At 61.1% G+C, this 20,877-nt stretch carries 20 protein-coding genes; 1 reads left to right on the top strand and 19 read right to left on the bottom strand.

The window, feature by feature from the left end:
• Window positions 1–1,350, bottom strand: a complete 1,350-nt coding sequence (gene proS, locus GO014_RS03475) for a proline--tRNA ligase (RefSeq protein WP_116590434.1) — start codon at window positions 1,348–1,350, stop codon at window positions 1–3.
• A 296-nt stretch (window positions 1,351–1,646) separates the two neighbouring features.
• Between proS and GO014_RS03470 the strand changes: the two genes are divergently transcribed.
• Entirely contained in the window at window positions 1,647–1,961 is a 315-nt protein-coding gene (locus tag GO014_RS03470; RefSeq protein WP_157289124.1) for an MmcQ/YjbR family DNA-binding protein, read from the top strand.
• A 96-nt stretch (window positions 1,962–2,057) separates the two neighbouring features.
• Here GO014_RS03470 and GO014_RS03465 read toward each other — a convergent pair whose 3' ends face one another.
• The 18 genes from GO014_RS03465 to GO014_RS03380 all read right to left on the bottom strand — a co-directional run bounded on the left by GO014_RS03465 (window position 2,058) and on the right by GO014_RS03380 (window position 20,640).
• On the bottom strand, window positions 2,058–2,309 hold the full coding sequence (locus tag GO014_RS03465; RefSeq protein WP_116590436.1) for a DUF1467 family protein: 252 nt from the start codon (window positions 2,307–2,309) through the stop codon (window positions 2,058–2,060).
• Window positions 2,310–2,560: 251 nt separating this feature from the next.
• Entirely contained in the window at window positions 2,561–4,234 is a 1,674-nt protein-coding gene (locus GO014_RS03460) for a ribonuclease J (protein ID WP_157289123.1), read from the bottom strand.
• Between the two features lie 74 nt (window positions 4,235–4,308).
• On the bottom strand, window positions 4,309–5,139 hold the full coding sequence (locus GO014_RS03455) for a biotin--[acetyl-CoA-carboxylase] ligase (RefSeq protein ID WP_343030745.1): 831 nt from the start codon (window positions 5,137–5,139) through the stop codon (window positions 4,309–4,311).
• A 101-nt stretch (window positions 5,140–5,240) separates the two neighbouring features.
• Window positions 5,241–6,686, bottom strand: a complete 1,446-nt coding sequence (gene nuoN, locus GO014_RS03450; RefSeq protein WP_343030744.1) for an NADH-quinone oxidoreductase subunit NuoN — start codon at window positions 6,684–6,686, stop codon at window positions 5,241–5,243.
• 9 nt (window positions 6,687–6,695) lie between these two features.
• Complete coding sequence (locus tag GO014_RS03445) at window positions 6,696–8,279, bottom strand: NADH-quinone oxidoreductase subunit M (RefSeq protein WP_157289122.1); 1,584 nt, start codon at window positions 8,277–8,279, stop codon at window positions 6,696–6,698.
• Window positions 8,279–10,387 carry an NADH-quinone oxidoreductase subunit L gene (gene nuoL / locus GO014_RS03440; RefSeq protein ID WP_157289121.1) on the bottom strand — a complete coding sequence of 703 codons (2,109 nt, stop codon included), beginning with the start codon at window positions 10,385–10,387 and terminating at the stop codon, window positions 8,279–8,281. The genes GO014_RS03445 and nuoL overlap by 1 nt, the downstream gene beginning before the upstream one ends.
• Window positions 10,388–10,397: 10 nt before the next feature.
• The gene (nuoK, locus tag GO014_RS03435) at window positions 10,398–10,706 is read right to left on the bottom strand and encodes an NADH-quinone oxidoreductase subunit NuoK (RefSeq protein ID WP_116590553.1); all 309 of its coding nucleotides are present in this window, start codon (window positions 10,704–10,706) and stop codon (window positions 10,398–10,400) included.
• A 15-nt stretch (window positions 10,707–10,721) separates the two neighbouring features.
• On the bottom strand, window positions 10,722–11,330 hold the full coding sequence (locus tag GO014_RS03430) for an NADH-quinone oxidoreductase subunit J (RefSeq protein WP_116590442.1): 609 nt from the start codon (window positions 11,328–11,330) through the stop codon (window positions 10,722–10,724).
• Between the two features lie 11 nt (window positions 11,331–11,341).
• On the bottom strand, window positions 11,342–11,830 hold the full coding sequence (gene nuoI / locus GO014_RS03425; RefSeq protein WP_104894426.1) for an NADH-quinone oxidoreductase subunit NuoI: 489 nt from the start codon (window positions 11,828–11,830) through the stop codon (window positions 11,342–11,344).
• On the bottom strand, window positions 11,830–12,927 hold the full coding sequence (nuoH, locus tag GO014_RS03420) for an NADH-quinone oxidoreductase subunit NuoH (RefSeq protein WP_157289120.1): 1,098 nt from the start codon (window positions 12,925–12,927) through the stop codon (window positions 11,830–11,832). Before nuoH ends, nuoI begins: the two co-directional genes overlap by 1 nt.
• Before the next feature lie 9 nt (window positions 12,928–12,936).
• Complete coding sequence (nuoG, locus tag GO014_RS03415; RefSeq protein WP_157289119.1) at window positions 12,937–15,039, bottom strand: NADH-quinone oxidoreductase subunit NuoG; 2,103 nt, start codon at window positions 15,037–15,039, stop codon at window positions 12,937–12,939.
• A 4-nt stretch (window positions 15,040–15,043) separates the two neighbouring features.
• Window positions 15,044–16,351, bottom strand: coding sequence for an NADH-quinone oxidoreductase subunit NuoF (gene nuoF, locus GO014_RS03410; RefSeq protein WP_116590445.1), 1,308 nt, complete (start codon window positions 16,349–16,351; stop codon window positions 15,044–15,046).
• A 2-nt stretch (window positions 16,352–16,353) separates the two neighbouring features.
• Window positions 16,354–16,557, bottom strand: coding sequence for a hypothetical protein (locus GO014_RS03405; RefSeq protein WP_104894430.1), 204 nt, complete (start codon window positions 16,555–16,557; stop codon window positions 16,354–16,356).
• Window positions 16,558–17,874, bottom strand: coding sequence for an NADH-quinone oxidoreductase subunit NuoE (gene nuoE / locus GO014_RS03400; protein WP_157289118.1), 1,317 nt, complete (start codon window positions 17,872–17,874; stop codon window positions 16,558–16,560).
• Window positions 17,874–19,064, bottom strand: coding sequence for an NADH-quinone oxidoreductase subunit D (locus GO014_RS03395; protein ID WP_116590448.1), 1,191 nt, complete (start codon window positions 19,062–19,064; stop codon window positions 17,874–17,876). Before GO014_RS03395 ends, nuoE begins: the two co-directional genes overlap by 1 nt.
• Entirely contained in the window at window positions 19,064–19,693 is a 630-nt protein-coding gene (locus GO014_RS03390) for an NADH-quinone oxidoreductase subunit C (protein WP_157289117.1), read from the bottom strand. The genes GO014_RS03395 and GO014_RS03390 overlap by 1 nt, the downstream gene beginning before the upstream one ends.
• 9 nt (window positions 19,694–19,702) lie before the next feature.
• A complete protein-coding gene (locus tag GO014_RS03385) occupies window positions 19,703–20,284 on the bottom strand; it encodes a NuoB/complex I 20 kDa subunit family protein (RefSeq protein ID WP_157289116.1) in 582 nt (193 codons plus the stop codon).
• Window positions 20,275–20,640 carry an NADH-quinone oxidoreductase subunit A gene (locus GO014_RS03380; protein WP_116590450.1) on the bottom strand — a complete coding sequence of 122 codons (366 nt, stop codon included), beginning with the start codon at window positions 20,638–20,640 and terminating at the stop codon, window positions 20,275–20,277. Before GO014_RS03380 ends, GO014_RS03385 begins: the two co-directional genes overlap by 10 nt.
• Window positions 20,641–20,877 lie beyond the last annotated feature (237 nt).

Below are 20,877 nucleotides of genomic sequence, written 5' to 3'. Positions count from 1 at the left end.
TCAAATGTCGGTCATCCGTTGGGGTTCGATCAGGCCCTTGAGACGGGCGACCGCCTCGGTGAGCGGCAGCGATTCGCGCTCGCCGGTCTTGCGATGCTTGATTTCAACTTCGCCCGATTTAAGGCCGCGCGGCCCCAGGATGAGCTGATAGGGAATGCCGACCAGATCGGCGGTGGCGAATTTGGAGCCGGCCGGCTGGTCGCGATCATCATAGAGCATGTCGAGGCCGGCTGCGTTCAGCTCATTGTAGAGCTTTTCGCAGGCCGCGTCGGTGTCGGCGTCGCCGGCCTTGAGATTGATCAGGACGGCCTCGAAGGGCGCGACCGAAACCGGCCAGATGATGCCGTTTTCGTCGTGGCTGGCTTCGATGATGGCCGGCACGACGCGGGTCAGGCCGATACCATAGGAGCCCATATGCACAATGGTTTCCTTGCCATCCTGACCAGTGACGCTGGCCTTCATGGGCTCGGAATATTTGGTGCCGAAATAGAAGATGTGACCAACCTCGATGCCGCGGGCGGAAACGCGCTTGTCCTCGGGGACGGCGGCTTCGTACTCGCCTTGGTCAACCATTTCCTCGGTGGCGGCGTAGAGCGAGGTCCAGTCGTTGAAGATGGGCTTGAGATCGCCCATGAAATCGGTGTCCTGGCCGGGAATGGGCTTGTCAAGCAGATCGCGGTGGCAGAAGACCTGGCTTTCGCCGGTTTCGGCCAGAATGATCCATTCGTGGCTGAGATCGCCGCCGATGGGGCCGGTATCGGCGCGCATCGGAATGGCGGTCAGCCCCATGCGGGCATAGGTGCGCAGATAGGCCACGAACATGCGCTCATAGGCCCTGACCGCGTCTTCCTTGGTCAAGTCGAAGCTATAGGCATCCTTCATCAGGAATTCACGGGAGCGCATGGTACCAAAGCGCGGACGCACCTCGTCGCGGAACTTCCACTGGATGTGGTAGAGGTTGAGCGGCAGGTCCTTGTAGGACTTCACATAGGTGCGGAAGATGTCGGTGATCATCTCCTCATTGGTGGGGCCATAGAGGAATTCGCGCTCGTGCCGGTCCTCGATGCGCAGCATCTCCTTGCCATAGGCGTCGTAGCGGCCCGATTCGCGCCAGAGATCGGCGGACTGGATGGTGGGCATGAGCAGCTCAATCGCGCCGGAGCGGTTCTGCTCCTCCTCGATGATCTTTTGCACCTTCATCAAGACTTTGTAGCCGAGCGGCAGCCAGGAATAGAGGCCCGAGGCCTGCTGGCGGATCATGCCGGCGCGCAGCATCAGGCGGTGCGAGACGATCTCGGCTTCCTTGGGCACATCACGAAGCACCGGCAGAAAATAGCGGGAAAGGCGCATGGGAACTCCGACAAAAAGGTGCTTCGACTCGCAGGATTTGTTGATGCACACTCAAATCGCAACCGTCCATTCGATGCAAGCATGCAAGCTATGCAGAATCTACTTGGCAGAGCGATTTTCTGTTGTTAGGGTCCGCCGCAATAAAACAAAGGCGGCCCAAACCGCCGGACGTCGACAACGTCAAGGGAGGAGCGTTGGCAGCCGCTTCGTAGCGCGCCTAAGACCAACGTATTGTCGAACAAACTCATTCAAGCAGGGCCTCGTGCCCTGCTTTTTTGTTTTAGGAACAAGTTGCTATGACCGATTCCGCAACATTCACGCGAATAGCGATGAGCCTGCCGGGGGCAATCTCCGCGCCGCATTTCGACAGGGTCGCATTCAAAGTAAAACGCACCTTTGCAACCCTGGCGGCCGACGGTCGAAGCGCCAATATCAAATTCACGCCAGACGAGCAGGAACTGAAGTGCGTGGTGGCGCCGGAGATATTCCGCGCCATCGACAATGGCTGGGGGCGCCAGGGCTGGACGACCATGACTCTTGCTTCGGCCAATGAGGCGGACATCGTGGCCGCGCTGGAGCTGGCGCATGTCCACGCGGTAGCGAAGAAATAGCGCCGCTGGAGCGGTTTCCCCTCAGTGTCGGTTCGAAGCCCCTCATCCGGCGCTGCGCGCCACCTTCTCCACGAGTGGAAGAAGAGGCTTGAGACCTCAGCGGTTCCAGTAGGCCTGCAGGGTTTCGTTGCTGAGGCCCCACAGCAGAAGGGCGGTAAACAGGGCCGCCAGCGCAGTGGTGATCAGCATCTTCGAGATCAGGCGCGGGGCAACCGGTGCGCCGGGGTCGGACCCCGCGACGATTTCAGCCCCCTTCTCATGGTGGCTGTGGTTGCCGATGGGCAGGACGGCCACAAAGGTGAGCCACCAAACCACGAAATAGACGGCGATGAGGGATGCGATCTGCATAGGGCTACCTAACGCGGATTGGGGCCTGTGGGAAGCGGCGCGGTGTCGCGGCGGGAAACTCGCATTCGATCCGCTCTCACCCCCACCCTAGCTACGCTAGGGACGCTAGGCGTCCAGCTTCGCTACCCTCCCCACAAGGGGGAGGGCGACGATGAACACCGTCATCGCAACCTGCGCCTCCCTCACCTCGATGGGGAGGGAATGAGGGTGGGATGACGAACAAGCTCGTTGATTTGCCTCTGCGCGTGACATCAAACCCGGTGCACGAAGACCGAGACGTTGGGCTTGCGGCCCCAGAAAGCGTTGACCTCGTTGCGGATGGCCTTGAACAGGGCGGAGTTGAGCACTTCGGTATCGCTGCGGCGCTTGGCGGGCATCGACTTGATGACGCCGGTAATGGTGTCTTCGATGAGGTCGGTAACCGATTCCTCATCCGTTTCGGGCAGGCCTTCGACCACCAGGTCGGGGCCTGAAACGACCTGACCACCGCCATTGACGCAGAGGCTGACGATGACCATGCCGCCAAAGGACAGGCGGCGGCGGCCCTTTACGCCGCTTTCCTCGGGGGTGCAGAGCACCAGGCCATCGAGATAGAGTTCGCCGGTGCGCACTTCGGCCGGATAGGCCATGGGCTCAGGGAAGAGCCGGACCATATCGCCATTGCGAGCCTCGCAGACATTGGGAATGCCCTCTGCCCGGCCGAGGTTGGCATGGGCCTGCAGATGCACGGATTCGCCGTGTACCGGTACCAGCACTTCGGGCTTGACCCAGGAGTAGAGCTTCTGCAGCTCGCCGCGACGGGGGTGGCCGGTGACATGGACGAGTGCGTCATTGGCGGTGACGAGTTCGACGCCCTTGTCGATCAGCAGGTTCTGAATGTCGATGACTTCGCGCTCATTGCCGGGAATCGCCCAGGACGAGAAGATCATGCGATCGCCGGCATTGAGGTCGATCACCGGATGATCGCCGCGTGCGATACGGGCAATGGCGGCACGGGCCTCGCCCTGGCTGCCGGTGCAAATCAGCACGCACTTGTCGCGCGGAATGGACTTATAGGCATCCTGGTCGTGCAGCGTCGGCAAGCCTTCAAGCATGCCCAACTCGCGGGCGATGCCCATGATCCGGTGCAGCGAGCGCCCGGAAAGGACCACTTCGCGGCCTGCCTTATGGGCGGCGCGAACGATGGAAACCACGCGTCCGACATTCGAGGCGAAGGTCGTGACAGCAACACGGTGCGGGGCATCAGCGATCAGCTTGGCGAGATTGTCGCCGACTTCCTGTTCGCTTGGGCTTTCGCCTTCCTTGGTTGCGTTGGTGGAGTCGCAGATCAGCGCCAGCGGTGAGGACGTGTCCTCGCCGATCTTCTTGAGGCGATCAAAATTGGTTGGTGCGCTGATCACCGGGGTCGGATCGAGCTTCCAGTCGCCGGTATGCAGGGCGCGGCCAATCGGCGTGGTGATCAGGATGGCGTTCGATTCCGGGATCGAGTGCGCAACATTGATCGGCTCGATGGTGAAGGGGCCGACGTCGAACGGCTTGCCCGGCTGCATAATAGTCACATCGACATTTTCAACGATCCCATCCCCTGCCCGCTTGGCGGCCAGCATGGCAGCGGTAAACGGGGTCGCATAGACGGGCTTGTCAAAAACGGGCCAGAGGTCGAGCACGGCGCCATAATGGTCTTCGTGGCTGTGCGTCAGGATCAAAGCCAGCAAGTCGTCGGCATTTTCCTCGAGAAATTCGGGATTGGCCATGATCAGTTCGATGCCGGGCAGATCGGGGCCGCCAAAGCTGACCCCGCAATCGACGACGATCCATTTGCGGCGATGCGCCGGGCCGAAGCCATAGGCAGCCATGTTCATGCCGATTTCGCCAACGCCGCCGAGCGGCACGAAGACGAGTTCATCCCTTTGGTTCTTAGCCATGGGTATTTTTCCTTTGTCTGGGAGGACGCCGGACGATCTCGAGGTCGCCGGCCGCCCTGCCATTCATGTTGTGGTCAGCTTCGGGCGCTGGCCGTTGCCCCAAAATGCACATCGCCCGCCGTGATCGGATGCCGCGCGCCGTCGTCGTCGCGAATGATCAACCGACCCGAGGAGTCGATGGTTTCAAAAATGCCCCGCCGCACCACGCCGTCCTGGCTGATGGCCACCGGTGCGCCTATGCCTGCGGCAGCGCCCCGCCAGCGGGTAAGTACCGCGCCGACGCCCTGGCCATCGTTCCAGAGGCTGAAAGCGTCCACCCAAGCGTCAGACAGGGCCTCGAACACGTCCTCTGCCGAGCGTGCGACGCCGAGAGCCTGCAACGAGGTTGCTGGATAGGGCACCCCTTCTGGCGCCGCAACCACATTGACGCCAATGCCGATGATGACGGCTTGACGTCCATCGGCTGTCTTGGTGGTTTCGAGCAGGATGCCGGCCAGCTTGGCGCCGTCGGCCAGAACATCGTTGGGCCATTTGAGCGCAATGCGCGACCGGCCATCGGCGCCGTCGGCCCCGTCGATGCCAATGCGGACCATGCCGCCCGGCAGAATAGCGGAGAGGCCGGCGTTGAGAGCGACACCGGCCACAAAACCCAGCGTGGCGATGGTGTCCGGCGAAGCATCGGGCACGACCAGGAGGCTGGCGGCCAGATTGCCGTGAGGGCTATGCCACTCCCTACCCCGCCGGCCGCGGCCGGCAGTCTGTTGCAGGGCAGCAAACCAGATGCCGCCGGGATCGCCTGCGGCCGCCGCAGCCAAAGCTTCGCTATTGGTGGAGCCGATGGAGTCAAAGCCCGCAAGCCGGTATCCGGCATCGCGGGCTTTTGCACCCAAGGCGAACCTTGCCACCTAGATCACCACATGCCCTGACGGGCATGTCCGGTGTGATCCACGTCCAATGTGGTGCATCGGCTGACCGAAAACCGGCAACCACTTTTCGGGCCGATGCACTAGAACAGGCTTCCGGCCGCTGTCTGCGCCCAGGATGCGAGCGGATTGCCGACCGTGAAGTAGTAGGTGACGACCAGGAAGCCGGAGGCTGCCATGATGATGTTGAGCTCTCCAGGGACAGCTGCGAACTGCTTGATCGGCGCGTCGAAGAACATCACCTTGACCACGCGCAGATAGTAGAAGGCGCTGACGGCCGAGGCGAGCACGCCGATCACCGAGAGCACGTAGAGGTTGGCTTCAATGGCGGCCAGGAAGACGTGCCACTTGGCAAAGAACCCGGCAAGCGGCGGCAGGCCGATGAGCGAGAACATCAGGATCGCCATGATGGCGGCCACGAAGGGCCGGGTCTGGGCAGCGCCAGCCAGATCATCGATGGTTTCGACATAGCCGGTGTCGGTGCGGAATGAGAGCAGGCAGGCGAACAGACCGACCGTCATGGCCACATAGATGGCCATGTAGATGGCGACGCCTTCCACCCCGACCTGGGTACCCGAGGACAGGCCCACAAGGGCAAAGCCGACATGACCGATAGACGAGTAGGCAATCAGGCGCTTGAGCGACTGCTGCCCGATGGCGGCAAAGGCCGCAAGCACCATGGAGGCAATCGAGAGGAAGATGACGATCTGCTGCCAGTCGGAGGTGATGGGCGCAAAGGTGTCCATCACCAGACGGATCATCAGCGTCATCGCCGCAACCTTGGGCGCCATGGCAAAGAATGCGGTGACCGGGGTCGGCGCGCCTTCATAAACGTCGGGTGTCCACATGTGGAACGGCACTGCCGAAATCTTGAAGGCAACGCCAGCAAGCAGAAACACCACGCCGAAGATCAGGCCGACTGAGCGACCTTCATTTGCGATGGCAATGACGATCTCGCCCAGATTGGTATGGCCGGTGAAGCCATAGATCAGCGAGGCGCCGTAGAGCAGCAAGCCCGAAGACAGCGCGCCGAGCACGAAGTACTTGAGGCCGGCTTCGGAGGCCCGCGGGTCATCACGCTTGATGGCGGCCATGACATAGAGCGAGAGCGACTGCAGCTCGAGACCGACATAGAGGCTCATCAGGTCGTTGGCAGAAACCATGACCATCATGCCCAGCGTGGCAAGCAACGCGAGCACGGAATACTCGTATTTATGGACGCCGTTTTCCTCGGCATTGGACATGGCGAGGATGAGGGCCAGGCCCGCGCCGCCAATGACCAGCACCTTCATGAACCGGCCAAAGCTGTCGGCGATGAACAGGCCATTGAAGATGACGCCGTCGGCCGGCTGTAGCATGACCAGCAGGCCAGTGGCGGCCAGCAGGCTCACGGCGAGCCAGGAAACGAGCGCCGAGCGCTCCTTATTGATCACCACGCCGAGCAGCAAGAGCACCAGAATACCCAATGCCATGAGCACTTCGGGATAGGCAGGAGCCAGGCTCGCGAAATCGGTAACGTCAGAGTTCACGTCAGTCTCCTAATGCGCAGCGGGCTCGGCCGCGTGGTCGTCGGCCGGCTGGGCCGCGCCTTCGGCAGGCGCGACATATTCAAGGGGGGCGCGGGCTTCGGCCTGGGCCACAGCCGGATCGAGGCCGTTGGCAGCCGAATATTGCGCGACCAGATTGTCGACCGCAGCTGCGGTCGTATCGAGGATCGGGGCCGGATAGAAGCCAAAAACCACGGTCAGCACGATGAGCGGATAGAGCACCACTTTCTCGCGCAGGTTGAGGTCGAGAATGCCCTTCAGGCTGTCCTTGGTGAGCGCACCGAACACCACCCGGCGATAAAGCCAGAGGGCGTAGCCGGCCGAGAAGATCACGCCGAAGGCCGCACCAAAGGCCACCCAGGTGTTGACCTGGAAGACACCGATCATGGTGAGGAATTCACCGACGAAGCCAGAGGTGCCCGGCAGGCCGACATTGGCCATGGTGAAGACCATGAACGCAAAGGCATATTGCGGCATGCGTTCGACAAGGCCGCCATAGGCAGAGATCTCGCGAGTGTGCATGCGGTCATAAATGACGCCAACACACAGGAAGAGCGCGCCGGACACGATGCCGTGGCTGATCATCTGGAACATGGCGCCTTGGATGCCCAAGGCATTGCCGGCAAAGATACCCATGGTCACGAAGCCCATGTGGGCCACCGACGAATAGGCGATCAGCTTCTTGATGTCGGTCTGCACCAGAGCCACCAGCGAGGTCAGGATGATGGCAGCGACCGAGAGCACGAAGACGAAGTTGGCGAACTGCGCCGAAGCGTCAGGGAACATAGGCAGCGAAAAGCGCAGGAAGCCGTAGCCGCCCAGCTTGAGCAGGATGGCCGCCAAGATCACCGAACCGGCCGTTGGCGCCTGTACGTGCGCTTCGGGCAGCCAGCGGTGGAAGGGCCACATGGGCATCTTGACCGCCAGCGAGGCGAAGAAGGCCAGCCACAGCCAAGTCTGCATGCCGACAGGGAAATCGTGGCCAAGCAGGCGGACAATGTCCGTGGTGCCGGCGTCCCAATACATCCCCATCATGGCGAGCAGCATCAGCACCGAGCCGACGAAAGTGTAGAAGAAGAACTTGTAGGCCGCCTGAATGCGCTGCGCGCCACCCCAGATGCCAATGATGAGGAACATCGGCAACAGTGTGCCTTCGAAGAAGACGTAGAACATGGCCAGATCGAGCGTGGTGAAAACGCCGACCATCAGCGTTTCGAGCACCAGGAACACGATCATGTATTCCTTGACGCGCATCTCGACGTCCCAGCTCGCCAGAACGGCGGCGGGCATCAGCAGCGCGGTCAGCACGACAAAGAGCACCGAAATGCCGTCGACGCCTACGCGGTAGCCGATCGAGTCGCCGATCCAGGGCATGTTGACCACGAACTGGAAGCCGGCGCTGGAGGCGTCGAACGCCTGCCAGAGGGCCAGGGAAAGCACGAAGACAACAATAGTGGTGGCCAGTGCAATCCAGCGGATGGCATTCAGCGCGGTCTTTGGCGTGAACAGCAGGATCGCTGCGCCGAGAACCGGCAGCCAGGTCAGGAGCGTGAGGATAGAGTTCTCAAAGGTCATCAGATCAGTCCCCCGGCCGCGATGGCCCAGGTCAACAGCGCCGCGATGCCGATGAGCATGGCGAAGGCATAATGGTAGAGATAGCCGGACTGGAGCTTGACGACCCAGCTCGTGACGTTCTGGACGCGACGGCCAAGGCCCTCGGCAATCTTGCCGTCGACCAGCCAGTCATCAAAGCCCTTCCAGACCGCATTGCCGATCCAGAGCGCAGGCTTGACGAAGATCGTGTTGTAGAGCTCGTCGAAGTACCACTTGTTGAGCAGGAACTTGTAGAGCCCCGGATTGGTCGCAGCCAGCCGGCCGGGCACATCCGGGCGGCGGATATACATGTACCAGGCCGAGACGAAGCCGAGGATCATGGCGATGGTGGCGCTCCACTTGACCCAGGTCGGGACGTGATGGGCGTCGTCGATGATCTGGTGGTCGACATAGATCGACCCGGCGAAGAAGTGCTCGATATGCTCCACCTCGTGGAAGAACATGCCGTAGAACACCACGCCAGCCAGCACTGCACCAACGGCCAGCACATAGAGCGGCACCAGCATGACATTGGGCGACTCGTGGGCGTGATCGTAAGCCGAGCCGTGGTGACCATGGTCGCCATGATCGTCGGCATTGCTGTCGTCGATCGGCTCGTCATGGCTTTCCAAGGCCGCATGGGCCGGATCAGGGTGGGGACCTTCGCCATGGTGCTGCGCGTCGCGCGGCGAGCCGTGGAAGGTCAGATGCACCAGGCGCCAGGAATAGAAGCTGGTGAACAGCGCCGCCACGACCAGCAGCCAAAAGGCAAGCGAGCCGACATTGCCGCCGAAAGCATAGGCGCTTTCGATGATGGCGTCCTTGGAGAAGAAGCCGGCGAAACCGAAATTGGTGCCCGGGATGCCCACGCCGGTCAGGGCCAGCGTACCGATCATCATCATGGCATAGGTGATGGGGATCTTCTTGCGCAGCCCCCCCATGTTCCGCATGTCCTGCTCATGGTGCATGGCATGGATGACCGAGCCGGCACCGAGGAACAGCAGAGCCTTGAAAAAGGCGTGGGTGAACAGGTGGAAGATACCGGCCGAATAGGCCCCTACCCCAAGCGCCACGAACATGTAGCCAAGCTGCGAGCAAGTCGAATAGGCGATGACGCGCTTGATGTCGTTCTGCACCAGGCCAACAGTTGCCGCGAAGAAGGCGGTGATGGCACCGATGACGATGACGACAGTCAGCGCGACCGGCGACGTTTCAAAGAGTGGCGACAGACGCGCAACCATGAAGACACCGGCCGTGACCATGGTGGCGGCATGGATCAGTGCCGACACCGGGGTCGGGCCTTCCATGGCGTCCGGGAGCCAAGTGTGCAGCAGAAACTGCGCCGACTTGCCCATGGCACCCATGAACAGCAGCAGGCAGATAACCGTCATGGCATCGAGCTGCCAGGAGAGGAACTGAATCACCGGCAGGCCGGTGACGGCGAATTCGTCGGCGGCGTGGAAGGCACCGTCGAAATCGATGTGACCCAGCACCAGAAAGGCGCCGAAAATGCCCAGGGCAAAGCCGAAGTCACCCACGCGGTTGACGATGAAGGCCTTCATCGCGGCAGCCGTAGCGGAGGGCTTGGTGTACCAGAAGCCGATCAGCAGATAGGAGGCCAGACCCACGCCTTCCCAGCCGAAGAACATCTGCAGGAAGTTGTCGGCGGTCACCAGCATGAGCATGGCGAAAGTGAAGAGCGAGAGATAGGCAAAGAAGCGCGAACGATGCGGGTCTTCTTCCATATAGCCGATGGAGTAGACGTGCACGAGTGCGGAGACCGTGTTGACCACGACCAGCATGATGGCAGTCAGCGTGTCGACACGCAGGATCCAGCGCAGATCCATGTCACCGACCTGGATCCAGCGCATCACCTCGACCTTGACCACGGCCGCATGGCCATCGCCCACGGCGCCGACCAGGCCGTCACCAAAGGCGACGGGGATGAACACGATCCAGCTCAGCACAGCCGCGATAAGCAACAGGCCGGTGGTGATGAACTCGGATGGCCGATGGCCGATGGTACGGCCGAGCAGTCCGGCCACAAGTGCCCCGATGAGGGGCAGGAAAACAATCGCCTGAATGATCATAGCGGTGCTCTTAGCCCTTCATCATATTGACGTCTTCAACCGCGATCGTCCCGCGGTTGCGGTAGAAGATAACCAGGATCGCCAGACCAATGGCGGCCTCGGCGGCAGCCACGGTGAGGATCATCAGCGCAAAGACCTGACCCTGAAGGTCATTGAGATGCGCACTGAAGGCCACCAGGTTGAGGTTCACCGCCAGAAGGATGAGTTCCACCGACATCAGGATGACGATGACGTTCTTGCGGTTGATGAAAATGCCGAACACGCCGAGCGTGAACAGGATTGCTGCTACGGTCAGGTAATGACCGAGCCCGATTTCCAGACCCATAGTAACCCCCTATAGCCCCTGACCGCTTTTGACTTTGACGTTGCGAACCGTCTCGCTGGGCTTGCGGCCCAGCTGCGAGGCGGTGCTCTGCCGTTTGATGCCTGTCCGGTGCCTCAGCGTCAGAACGATGGCGCCGATCATGGCGACCAACAGAACTGCAGCAGCACCCTGGAACAGGAAGACATAGCGCGTATAGAGCACCAGTCCGAGCGCCCTTGTGTTGTCCATGGTTGCGTCAATCGGCAGCCCCCCGGCACCCACCATATCGGGCGCAATCACGAAGCTACCCGCCACCAGCAGAAGTTCAAGGAACAGGATGGCACCAACCACCATGCCGATCGGTGCATAAGACAGCAGACCCGATTTCAGCTCGGCAAAATCCACGTCGATCATCATCACGACGAAGAGGAACAGCACGGCCACGGCGCCGACATAGACCACGATCAGCAGCAGGGCGAGGAATTCGGCCCCGGCCAGCATGAACAGGCCCGCTGCGTTGACAAAGGCCAGGATCAGGAACAGCACCGCGTGCACAGGATTGCGCGCGGAGATGACCATGAAGGCCGAAGCCACGGTAATGGCGGAGAAGACGTAAAAGAAGAACAGCGGAAGGGTCATGCTCTTCCCTCTCAGCGATAAGGCGCGTCGGCAGCCAGGTTGGCAGCGATTTCACGCTCCCACCGGTCACCGTTGGCAAGGAGCTTCTCCTTGGAGAAGTAGAGTTCCTCGCGCGTTTCTGTTGCGAATTCGAAATTCGGACCTTCAACGATGGCATCGACCGGGCAGGCTTCCTGGCAGAAGCCGCAATAGATGCACTTCACCATGTCGATGTCGTAGCGCACGGTACGGCGGGTGCCGTCATTCTGGCGCGGGCCGGCCTCGATTGTGATGGCCTGGGCCGGGCAAATAGCTTCGCACAGCTTACACGCGATGCAGCGCTCTTCCCCGTTGGGGTAGCGGCGCAAGGCATGTTCGCCCCGGAAACGCGGCGACACGGCACCCTTTTCGAACGGATAGTTGATGGTCGGCTTGGCCCCGAAGAAATAGCGCATGGCCAGAAAGAAGGCCGTGACGAATTCGGTAAGGAGCAGCTTGTTGATCAGTTGTCCGGCGCGCATCAGGCAATCCCCCCGTGCCAGCCCCAGCCGGTGAGCTGGAGAACAAAAGCGACGATCACGACCATGAGCAGGGAGAGCGGCAGGAACAGCTTCCAACCGATCCGCATGAGCTGGTCGTAGCGATAGCGGGGCACAATGGCCTTTGCCATGGCAAACATGAAGAAGACGAGAGTTACCTTGATGAAGAACCAGATGACCCCCGGAATCCAGGTGAACGGCGGCAGGTCGATCGGTGCGGCCCAACCACCCAGGAACAGGATGGTGGTCATGGCGCACATGAGCAGGATGGCGATGTACTCACCCAGCATGAACAGCAGGTAGGGCGTGGAGGAGTACTCGGTCATGAACCCGGCAACCAGCTCGGATTCGCCTTCGACCATGTCGAAAGGCGGACGGTTGGTTTCAGCCAGGGCCGAAATGTAGAACACCACGAACATCGGGAATAGCGGCAGCCAGAACCAATTCAGGAACGAGAGCCACGGCACGCCCAGGGCATGGGCAAGACCCATCTCGGACTGAGCGATGACGATGTCATTGAGGTTCAGCGACCCAACGCAGAGCAACACGGTGATGATGACGAGGCCGATCGAGACTTCGTAGGACACCATCTGGGCGGCAGCGCGCAGCGCGCCGAAGAAGGGGTATTTCGAGTTGGAGGCCCAGCCGCCGATGATGACGCCATAGACGCCAAGCGAGGAAATACCGAGCAGGTAGAGAATGCCGATATTGATATTGGCCATGGCCCAGCCATTGTCCACCGGCACAACCGCCCAACCGGCCAGGGCAAGCGTTGCTGTGATCAGCGGCGCGAGCAGGAACAGCACCTTGTCGGCGCCGGCGGGAATGACCGCTTCCTTGACTCCGAACTTGATCAGGTCGGCAAAGGATTGCAGCAGACCAAAGGGGCCGACAACGTTGGGACCACGGCGCATCTGCACGGCAGCCCAGACCTTGCGGTCGCCCAACAGGATGAAGGCCGTGAAGATCAAGAGGCCAACAAGCAGTGCAAGCGCCTTATAGACGAATCCGATCTGTTCACCCCATCCAAGGAAGGGGATGCCCAGCAGATAATCGAGGGCGGAGAGAATAAAGTCCATTGTGCTCCCCTACTCCGCCGCCTGCCGCAAACCAGCGGCCATCTGGGCGCATTCGGCCATTGTGGCCGAGGCGCGGGCAATCGGATTGCTGAGATAGAAGTCTGTGACCGGCGACACGAAAGGTGCCGACTTGGTCTTGATGGCGGCCTTGCCGAGCTTGGCCACTTCCGCCGCCGAACCGGGCGTAATTTCATCGATGTGCGCCAGATGCGGGAACTCCGCATAGAGCGAGGCACGGAGCTGGGCCAGCGAATTGTAGGGCAGCGGCTTGCCGATGGCGCCGGAAAGGGCGCGAATGATGGCCCAGTCTTCCCTGGCGTCGCCCGGCGGGAATACGGCGCGGGTGGTGACCTGCACGCGGCCCTCGGTGTTCACATAGGTGCCGGACTTCTCCGTATAGGTCGCGGCTGGAAGGATGACGTCGGCGCGATGTGCGCCCTTGTCGCCATGCGAGCCGATATAGACCACGAAGGCCTTACCCATGGCCGACATGTCGTATTCGTCCGCGCCGAGCAGGAAGAGAACGTCAAGTTCACCCTTGCCGGCCAGAGCGATCTGGTCGGCCGAGCAGACGCCGCCGTCATGCGGCACGAAACCGATATCGAGGCCACCAACGCGGCTGGCCGCATTGTGCAGCAGCGCAAAGCCGTTCCAGTCGCCTTCGACATTGGCGCCGGTGGCGAGCTTGGCCGCAAGCGCGATTGTGTCACGACCGGCCTGCTTGCCGAGTTCGGCATGCGAGACAGCGCCTTCGCCCACAATGACCAGGGGGCGTTTGGCGTTTTTGAGGGTTTCGGCGAAAGCGCCCTTGCCATCGGCAAGATCGGTGAGCGTTTCGAAGCCCGAACCCAGATATTCGTAAGCGTATGTGAGATCAGCCTGCTCGCCGATGACGGCGATGGGCAGGTTGGTGGCGCGCCAGGTCTTGCGGATGCGCGCATTGATCAGCGACGCTTCCTTGCGCGGGTTGGCACCGATGATGAGGATGGCGTCGGCCTGTTCGATCCCGGCAATGGTCGGGTTGAACAGATAGGCCGAGCGCGGCATGGAGGGGTCAATACCCGACATGGCGGGGCGCACATCGGTCATGCCCGACCCGATCGAGGCGAGCAGGCCCTTGAGGGCATACATTTCCTCGACAGCGGCGAGATCACCGGCAATGGCGCCGACCTTGTTGCCGGCCTTCTTGACCTTGGTAGAAACGGCGGCGAGCGCCTCTTCCCAGGTGGCGGCCTGCAACTTGCCGGACTTGCGCACATAGGGGCGGTCCAGGCGCTGGCTCTTGAGGCCATCCCAGATAAAGCGGGTCTTGTCCGAGATCCATTCTTCGTTGATGGCCTCGTTAATGCGCGGCAGAATGCGCATGACTTCGCGGCCACGGCTATCGACGCGGATGGCCGAACCGACAGCATCCATCACGTCGATGGATTCGGTCTTGGTCAGCTCCCAGGGCCGGGCGTTGAATGCGTAAGGCTTGGAGGTCAATGCACCGACCGGGCAGAGGTCGATGACATTGCCCTGCAGCTCGCTGGTCAGCGCGCGCTCGAGATAGGGAGTGATCTCGGCGTCTTCGCCGCGACCCAAGAGACCCAGCTCGGAAATGCCGGCGACTTCGGTGGTGAAGCGAACGCAACGCGTGCAGTGAATGCAGCGGTTCATCACCGTCTTGATCAGCGGGCCCATGTATTTGTCTTCGACTGCGCGCTTGTTCTCAGCGAAACGCGAACCGGAAACGCCATAGGCCATGGCCTGGTCCTGCAGGTCGCACTCGCCCCCCTGATCGCATATCGGGCAATCGAGCGGGTGGTTGATGAGCAGGAATTCCATCACACCTTCACGGGCCTTCTTGACCATGGGCGTGTTGGTAAACATTTCGGGCGGTTCGCCGTTCGGGCCGGGACGCAGATCCTTGACGGACATGGCGCACGAGGCCTGTGGCTTTGGCGGGCCACCCTTCACTTCCACCAGGCACATGCGGCAATTGCCGGCGACCGACAGGCGCTCGTGGTAGCAGAAGCGCGGAATTTCGGCGCCAGCGGCCTCGGCGGCCTGCATCAGGGTGTAATGATCGGGGACTTCGATGAGCTGCCCGTCGACTTTGAGATTTGCCATGGTCTTACTCCGCCGCGATCGACGGAACAGCGCCGTCGCTGGTGGATGAATAGGTGTATTGCTCGATCCGCGCCTCAATTGTGGGGCGGAAATTGCGGATCAGGCCCTGGATCGGCCAAGCGGCCGCGTCGCCCAGGGCGCAGATGGTGTGGCCTTCGATCTGCTTGGTTACCTCGAACAACATGTCGATCTCGCGCTTCTGGGCGCGGCCCTGAACCATGCGTTCCATGACGCGCATCATCCAGCCGGTGCCCTCGCGGCACGGCGTGCACTGGCCGCAGCTCTCGTGCTTGAAAAAGGCCGAGATTCGCCAGATGGCTTTGATGATGTCGGTGGACTTGTCCATGACGATCATGCCGCCGGTGCCGAAGCTCGACTTCTTCTCGCGCATGCCGTCGAAATCCATGATGGCATCCATCATGTCCTCGCCACGCACGACCGGGCACGAAGCGCCGCCAGGGATCACAGCAAGCAGATTGTCCCAGCCGCCGCGGATGCCACCGCAATGCTTTTCGATGATGTCCTTGAAGCTTTCGCCCAAGGCTTCCTCGAAGGTCGCCGGCTTGTTCACATGGCCCGAGACCATGAACAGCTTGGTGCCGACGTTGTTCGGGCGACCGATGGAGGAGAACCAGGCGCCGGAGCGGCGCAGGATTTCCGGCACAACGGCGATGGACTCGACATTGTTGACGGTGGTGGGATTGCCATAGACGCCCATACCAGCCGGGAACGGCGGCTTGAGGCGCGGCTGGCCCTTCTTGCCTTCCAGACTTTCCATCAGCGCGGTTTCTTCGCCGCAGATGTAGGCGCCGGCGCCGTGATGGACGATGATATCCAGATCCCAGCCGTGGATATTGTCCTTACCGATCAGCTTGGCGTCATAGGCCTCCTGAACGGCCTCTTCCAGGCGCTGGCGCTCACGGACGAACTCGCCACGCACATAGATGAAGGCCAGATGCGCATCCATGGCGCGGCAGGCCAAGAGGCAGCCTTCGATCAGGTGGTGCGGATCGTGGCGCAGGATTTCGCGGTCCTTGCAGGTGCCGGGCTCGGATTCGTCGGCATTGACCAGCAAGTAATGCGGGCGTCCGTCGGACTGCTTGGGCATGAAGGACCATTTCAGGCCCGTCGGGAAGCCAGCCCCGCCGCGGCCACGCAGGCCGGACGATTTGACTTCATTGGTGATCCAGTCGCGTCCGGAATCGATGAATTCCTTGGTCCCAACCCATGAGCCGCGCTCACGCGCGCCGTCCAGCCGCCAGTCGTGGTGGCCATAGAGATTGGTGAAAATGCGATCCTTGTCAGCGAGCATGATCAGCTTTTCCGCTTCAACAAAAAGACAAACCAGGCAGCGATACCAATCGCTGCCCCCACTGCCGCAGCCACGAAGCTGGGCAATGCAATATTGAGAACCATTTCAAAGCCGGTGACGATGAACGTGCCCAGCACCGCATAGACCACGCCAACTGCGTAGTCCGCGATCGTCAGAGCCCGAAAATCGATGCCACCAATGGTCATTTAGCGCGGGTCCTTCCCGAATACCTTGCGATATTCCTCAGCGCCGCCCTTGGCGAGCGCCTTGGCCTGCTTGAGCCAGTCGTCACGCTCGATACGACCCTTGAAGTTCAGGACGTCGTCGACACGGGTAATGTCGGCCTTCTTGAACTTTGCGATCTGGTCATAGCGAGTGATGCCCAGAGCATTGAGCTTGCGCTCAATCACCGGACCGACGCCCGAGATCAGTTTCAGATCATCGGCTGGACCTTCCGGCCGCTCGAACAAGGGCGTCGAGTCGCCCCCCTTCTCGGCGGTCGGGGTGACCTCCTTGGGATTGGCCGCGGGGGCCTTTGCCACAGGCTTAGACTTCTTGACCGAAGCCGATGCGCCGCCTTCGGCGGGCTCGGCGGCCTTCTTCTTGCCCACGGCCTTGCCATCGTCGACGGCTTCCGCGTGCGACTCGGCGCCGGTGGCACCTTCGCGCATGGCAGTGTTCGGCTTGCCGGTAGCCTTGGCGGCGGAATCTGCCGATTTGCGTTCGGCTTCGGCCTTGGCCTGGCTGACCTTGGCTTGCTTCGGGGTGCCCTTGATGGCCGGCGCGTTCTCGGCGGCCACATCCTTGGGCTTTGCCGCAGTGTCGGGCTCAGTCTTGGCTGCCGGTGCAGCGGCGGGTGCCGCTTCTGCCTCGGGCGCCGGTGGCGGCACGAATTTTTCGCGCTTGGCCGTCGGCTGCTCGAGCAATGTGGTGCGGCCACCGATGGCGGCAGAGGTCTGACGCTCGATCTGCGGGCCGGGCTCGATGGTGTCACCTTTGCCAGCGGCAAAGGCGTCCACGATTTCTTCCATGCGCTCGGGCGTCAGGTCTTCGTAAACGTCGTGATAGATCATCACCATGGGAGCGTTCACGCAGGCCCCGAGGCACTCGACCTCCTCCCAGCTCATTGTGCCATCTTCATTGAGATGGTGCGGCTCGGGATGGATCTTGTTCTTGCAGACCTCAATCAGCCCCTCAGCTCCACGCAGCATACAAGGCGTGGTGCCACAGACCTGGATATGAGCGTTCTTGCCCACGGGCTGGAGCTGGAACTGGGTGTAGAAGGTCGCCACTTCGAGCACGCGGATATAGGGCATATCCAGCATCTCGGCGACCTTTTCGATGGTCGCACGGGTGACCCAGCCATCCTGATCCTGCGCACGCATGAGCAGCGGGATGACGGCAGACTGCTGACGGCCCGCCGGGTAAAGCGCGATGCGCTTTTCGGCCCAGGCCTGATTCTCAGCGTTGAACGCAAAGCTCGCCGGCTGCACCGACTCGTCTGCAAGGCGTCGCGTAGACATCAGCGATCCACCTCTCCGAACACAATATCAATCGACCCCAGGATCGCGGTCACGTCTGCCAGCATGTGTTTGCGGCAGAGATAGTCCATGGCGCTGAGATGGGCGAAGCCCGGCGCACGGATGTGGCAGCGATAGGGCTTATTGGTGCCGTCGGACACCAAATAGACGCCAAACTCACCCTTGGGGGCTTCGACGGCGGCGTAAATCTCGCCAGCCGGCACCTTGAACCCTTCAGTATAGAGCTTGAAGTGGTGGATGAGCGCCTCCATGGACTGCTTCATCTCGCCACGCGAGGGCGGGACTACCTTGCCGTCGGTCGAGGACACGGGGCCCTTGCCGTCCGGTGCATTCAACTTCTTCACGCACTGGCGCATGATTTCGTTGGCCTGGCGCATTTCTTCCATGCGAATCAGGTAGCGGTCATAGCAATCGCCATTGGAGCCGACCGGAATGTCGAATTCCATCTCGGCATAGGCGTCATAGGGCTGGCTTTTGCGCAAGTCCCAGGCCGCGCCGGACGCGCGCACCATGACACCGGAAAACCCACGGCCCCAAGCCTCCTCGAGCGGCACGACGCCGATATCGACATTGCGCTGCTTGAAGATGCGGTTGCCGGTGAGCAGCGTGTCGATGTCCTTGAGGGCCGCCGGGAATTCGTCGCAAAACACGGCGATATCGTCGATCAGCGCCTGCGGCAGATCCTGATGGACTCCACCGGGACGGAAATAGGCGGCATGCATGCGGGCGCCCGATGCGCGCTCATAAAAGACCATGAGTTTTTCGCGCTGCTCAAAGCCCCAGAGCGGCGGGGTGAGCGCGCCAATGTCCATGGCCTGGGTGGTTACGTTCATCAGGTGCGCCAGGAGGCGGCCAATTTCAGCGTAGAGCACGCGAATGAGCTGGCCACGACGCGGTACCTCAAGCTCGAGCATACGCTCAACGGCCAGGGCAAAGGCGTGCTCCTGATTCATCGGCGCCACGTAATCGAGGCGGTCGAAATAGGGAACGGCCTGCAGATAGGTCTTGTACTCGATCAGCTTCTCAGTGCCGCGATGCAGCAGTCCGACATGCGGATCGACGCGCTCGACCAGCTCGCCATCGAGCTCAAGGATCATGCGCAGCACGCCGTGCGCCGAGGGGTGCACCGGGCCAAAGTTCAGAGTGAAGTTGCGAACGTCGACTTCAGACATCAGTTCTTCGCCTTCTCGTCACCCGGAAGCACGTAATCCGTACCCTCCCAAGGCGACAAATAATCGAACGATCGGAATTCCTGGGCCAGAGTTACTGGCTCATAGACCACACGCTTGCGCTCTTCGTCATAGCGGACCTCGACGAAGCCGGTCAGCGGGAAGTCCTTGCGCAGCGGGTGACCATCGAAGCCATAGTCCGTCAGGATACGACGCAGATCGGGATGTCCGGAGAACAGCACGCCGTAAAGGTCATATACTTCGCGCTCGAACCAGTTGGCGCCGGCAAAGACGTCGCAGATGGAGGGGACGGGCGTCGCATCATCGGCTTCCAGTTTAACCCGGATGCGATGATTCAAATGCGGGCTCAGGAAGTGATAGACCACATCGAAGCGGAATTCGCGCGCAGGATAGTCCGCGCCGCAAACATCGACAAAGCTGATGAAACGACATTTCGGATCATCGCGCAGGAATGTCGCCACATTGACGATGGAATCACGCGCAACGGTGACGGTCAGGTCACCGAAGGCCACTTCAAAACCCAGGACGGCGTCACCCAGGGACGCCGCAACGTGCTCGCCAAGCGTAACCAGCGGGTCGACAGCAATCGGCTCGACAACAGTTTCGTCCATGCCCCTGCCCTATCGTTCGATCGTACCGTCGCGGCGAATCTTCTTCTGCAGAAGAAGAATGCCGTAAAGAAGCGCTTCTGCCGTCGGCGGACAGCCCGGGACATAGACGTCGACAGGCAGCACCCGGTCGCAACCGCGCACCACGGAATAGGAATAATGGTAATAGCCGCCGCCATTGGCGCAGCTGCCCATGGAGATCACGTAGCGCGGCTCAGGCATCTGGTCATAGACCTTGCGCAGAGCTGGCGCCATCTTGTTGGTCAGAGTTCCCGCAACAATCAGAACGTCGGACTGGCGCGGCGAGGCGCGCGGGGCCGTGCCGAAGCGCTCGATGTCGTAGCGCGGCATCGACATCTGCATCATTTCGACAGCGCAACAGGCCAGGCCGGTCTGCATCCACATCAACGAGCCGGTACGGGCCCAGGTGATGAGTTGCGACACGGTGGTCACAAGAAAACCCTTGTCGGCCAACTCATTGTTAACGCCGGCGAAGAACGGATCATCCGCACCAACAGGCTTGCCAGTTGCCGGATCGATCGCACCCGTGGGCTGCGGAGAAACCAGTGTCGAACTGGACGGGCTCAATCCCATTCCAGAGCTCCCTTACGCCATTCATAGATAAAGCCGATGGTCAGCACCGCCAGGAAGATCATCATGGACCAAAAGCCAAACCAGCCTACGTCCCGGAAAGCGACCGCCCATGGAAAGAGGAATGCCACTTCAAGATCGAAGATGATGAAGAGAATCGCCACGAGGTAGAATCGAACATCCACCTTCATGCGGGCATCGCTGAACGCGTCAAAGCCCGCTTCAAAGGCCGAAACCTTTTCTGGATCGGGACGCTTCACTGCCACAAGGAACGGCGCCACCAAAAGGGCTACGCCAATCAAGGCAGACAAGGCGATGAAGATGACGATGGGCAGGTAATTGCTGAGCAATTCAGTCATGCGGCAGCCTAAAGTTCAAACCGGCCAGAGGGGACCGAGAAGCGCGCGGGCCACATTGCGATTGGGGCAAACAGGCCGATGCGCCGGTGATGGGCAACGGCTTAGACCTTCCCCCCAAACGTTTCAAGGGAAAGAAAATATGACCAAAACATTCATGTAACAACGAGGCGATATTTCGCGCTTCCCGCCCCGCTTGGAGCCAATCAGGGCAATGGAATTGCTCCAAACGCGAGTTTG

It is taken from the genome of Devosia marina (genome assembly GCF_009758415.1).
GTDB classification, from domain to species: domain Bacteria; phylum Pseudomonadota; class Alphaproteobacteria; order Rhizobiales; family Devosiaceae; genus Devosia; species Devosia marina.
This window is presented reverse-complemented; position numbering and strand designations above follow the sequence as displayed.